The organism is Sphingomonas sp., from assembly GCF_035317925.1.
Classification (GTDB): Bacteria; Pseudomonadota; Alphaproteobacteria; order Sphingomonadales; family Sphingomonadaceae; genus Sphingomonas_I.
Genome location: NZ_DATHFV010000205.1, coordinates 1 through 3,218 on the forward strand (window position 1 = coordinate 1; position 3,218 = coordinate 3,218).

4 protein-coding genes are annotated in these 3,218 nt (G+C 66.5%); all 4 read right to left on the minus strand.

Going from position 1 to position 3,218, the window contains the following annotated elements:
- Window positions 1-66: 66 nt before the first annotated feature.
- Entirely contained in the window at window positions 67-1,224 is a 1,158-nt protein-coding gene (locus VK533_RS15360) for an efflux RND transporter periplasmic adaptor subunit (protein ID WP_324379215.1), read from the minus strand.
- A gap of 84 nt (window positions 1,225-1,308) precedes the next feature.
- A complete protein-coding gene (gene cutA / locus VK533_RS15365) occupies window positions 1,309-1,626 on the minus strand; it encodes a divalent-cation tolerance protein CutA (protein ID WP_324379217.1) in 318 nt (105 codons plus the stop codon).
- Window positions 1,623-3,026, minus strand: a complete 1,404-nt coding sequence (locus tag VK533_RS15370; protein WP_324379219.1) for an amino acid permease — start codon at window positions 3,024-3,026, stop codon at window positions 1,623-1,625. The genes cutA and VK533_RS15370 overlap by 4 nt, the downstream gene beginning before the upstream one ends.
- Before the next feature lie 11 nt (window positions 3,027-3,037).
- Window positions 3,038-3,218, minus strand: a 181-nt coding sequence (locus tag VK533_RS15375) for an oxidoreductase C-terminal domain-containing protein (RefSeq protein WP_324379221.1), incomplete at its 5' end; no start/stop codon positions are given.

A 3,218-nucleotide genomic window follows, 5' to 3' on the forward strand; every position in this document is an offset into this window, starting at 1 on the left:
CAGCACGATCGCGATCACCCATGCGAAGATGGGCCGGTCGATGAAAAAACGTGCCACAGTGCGGCCTTACTGTCCGGCCGCCGCGATCGCCGCCTTCGACGGCGCGGGCGGGGGCGTCCACGGCACCGGCGTCACCGCCGCGCCGGGCTGGAGCATCATCGTGCCGTCCATCACCAGCCGGTCGCCCGGCTTGAGGCCGCTCGTGACGAGCCAGGCATCGCCGATCGCGCGCGATGTCGTGAGCTCGCGGATCTCGAGCTTGTCGCCCGCGCCGACGACATAGGCCGACGGATTGCCCTTTTCGTTGCGCGTCACCGCCTGTTGCGGGGCGAGGACGCCCTGTGCCTGCGTGCCGTCGATCAGATGCGCGCGGACATACATGCCCGGCAGCAGCAGCCCCTGCGGATTGGGGAAGATCGCGCGGACCGTAACCGTGCCCGTATCCTGCGAGACGGTGACGTCGGAGAACTGGAAATTGCCCTGGGTGCCATAGTCGCTGCCGTCCTCGAGCGTGAGCCCGACGCGCGCGGCATTGCCGTCACGCGACACCTGCCCGGCAAGCACCGACTTGCGCAGCTTGAGCAGATCGACGCTCGACTGGTTGATGTCGACATAGATCGGATCGAGCCGCTGGATCGTGGCGAGCGGTTGCGTCTGCGCCGCCGTGACGAGCGCGCCGACGGTGAAGGTCGATGCGCCGATCCGGCCCGAAATCGGCGCCTTGATGGCGGTGCGGCGCAGATTGATCTCGGCCGACTGCAGCGCGGCCTTCTGGGCGCCGACGTCCGCCCTCGCCTGGTTGGCGGTCGCGACCGAATTCTCATAATCCTGGCGCGCGATCGCATTGATCTTGACCAGATCGCCATAGCGGCGCGCAAGCGCGGCGGTCGATGCGATGGTCGCGTTGGCATGCGCCAGCGCGGCGCGCGCATTGGCGGCGGCGGCGACATAAGGCGCGGGGTCGATCTGGTAGAGTATCTGCCCGGCGCGGACCAACTCACCCTCGCGGAACAGCCGCTTGGTGATGATGCCGTCGACCTGCGGCCGCACTTCCGAGCTTTCATAGGGCGACGTGCGCCCGGGCAGCTCGGTCGTCAGCGTGACCGGCTGCATCTGCACCGTGATCACGCCGACTTTCGGCGGCGGCGGCGGTGGGGGCGTCTGCTTGCCGCAAGCGGACAGCAGCAGGGCCGCAACTAAAGCGGCCGAGGGGATGGAGCGCATCTTGATCCTCGCGGTTGCCCCTTTTCTATACCGATCGTTTCGGAGAAAGGAACCGCAGATGTTGCGACGCGGCGATTTTAGGGGTCAATCCGGCCCGATTTCCTCGTCCATCCAGGCAAGATAATCGGGCGATCCACCAGCGATCGGAATGCGTATCAGCTCCGGCAGCGCATAGGAATGGAGGGCAGCAACGCGTCGCTCGACGTCCCCTGCCCCAGCCTCGGTGGTCTTGATATGCAGGCGGATCTCGGCCGCGCGCTCGACCTTGCCATCCCAGCGGTACCAGCTTTCGATCGGCGAGAGCTGGACGCAGGCGGCGAGCTTTTCGGTCACCAGAGTTTCGGCGATTCGCGCGGCTTCTTCCTGCGTGGGCGCGGTCGTGAGAATCAGGATCGCGCTCAAAGTCGTGGCGCCGCCTGACCGAGCAGGCTGCGATGGCGGCCATAGGCAACGTAGATCGCCAGGCCGATCGCGTTCCACAGCAGACACCATATGAGCGTCTTCGCGGGCAGGCTGATGAAGAGGTAGAGGCAGCCGAGCACCGCGCCCGGCCCGATCAGCCACACCGCCGGCGCGCGGAACGGGCGTTTGATCGCGGGATCGCGGCGGCGCATCACCATCATGCAGATCGCGACCGCGATGAAGGCGATCAGCGTGCCGGCATTGGCGAGCGCGGCAATCTGATCGATCGGCAATATGCCGGCGATGATCGAGACGAGGATCGCGGTCAGGATGGTGATCCGCACCGGCGTGCCGCGCGACGAGATCGCCGCCAGCTTCGGCGGCAGGAAGCCGTCGCGCGCCATCACGAGGAAGATGCGGCTCTGGCCGTAGAGAAAACCCAGGATGACGGTCGGCAGCGCGATCACGGCGGCGATCGCGATGATGTGCGCGACGCGCCCCTGGCCCATTTCGCGCAGGATCAAGGCGAGCGGCTCGGGGCTGTTGGCGAATTTGGTGTAAGGCAATGCGCCGACGGCGGCGGCCGCGACGATGATGTAGATGAACGTGCAGATCAGCATCGATCCGACGATGGCGATGGCGAGATCGCGTTCGGGGCGCTTGGCTTCCTCGGCGGCGGTCGAGATCGCGTCGAAGCCGTAGAAAGCGAAGAAGATGATCGCCGCCGCCGCCATCACGCCGCGCGCGGTGCCGTCGGGCTCGACGATCTTGGCGAAACCGTGCGGCATGAAGGGGTGGAGATTCTGTGCGTTGAACGCCGGCAAAGCGACCGCGACGAACAAAGCCAAAGTCACGATCTTGATCAGCACGAGGATCGTGTTGAGCCGCGCGCTTTCCTTGGTGCCGACGCACAGCAGGCCCGCCACCAATGCGATGATGAAGATGGCGGGCAGGTTGGCGATACCGCCGAGCGCGGGCCCCATCGTCAGCGCCTTGGGAAAGCCGACCGCGGTCAGCAACGGCGCGGCATAGCCCGACCAGCCGACCGCGACGGTCGAGACGACCAGGCTATATTCGAGGATCAGGCTCCAGCCGACGACCCAGGCGATCGTCTCGCCCAAAACCGCGTAGCTGTAGGTATAGGCGCTGCCGGCGGCGGGCATCATCGTCGCCATTTCGGCATAAGCGAGCGCGGCGCAGGCGCAGATCGCGCCCGCGATGGCGAAGGAGAGCAGGACGGCGGGGCCCGCGCGATCCGCGCCGACGCCGATCAGCGTCAGGATGCCGGTGCCGACGATCGAACCCACGCCGAGCGCCATCAGATGCGGCCAGGAGAGGGTCGGCGTCAGGCGCGTGCCCGTCTTCGCCCCGATCGGCTTGCGCCTGTGCCATCCCGCCATCTGTGCCTCCCTTATAGTTCTTTCAGCGCGACATTGGTGTCGGCCAGTTTCGCCGGATCGGGGCTTTTGCCCTCGACCACCAGAGAGCGGCCCTGGACATAGTCGCGCACCATGTTGACGCAGTCGAGCGCGATCACGCGGCCTTGCTTGAGATAGATGAGCGAGAAGCTGCGCGTCGCCGGATCGCCGCGC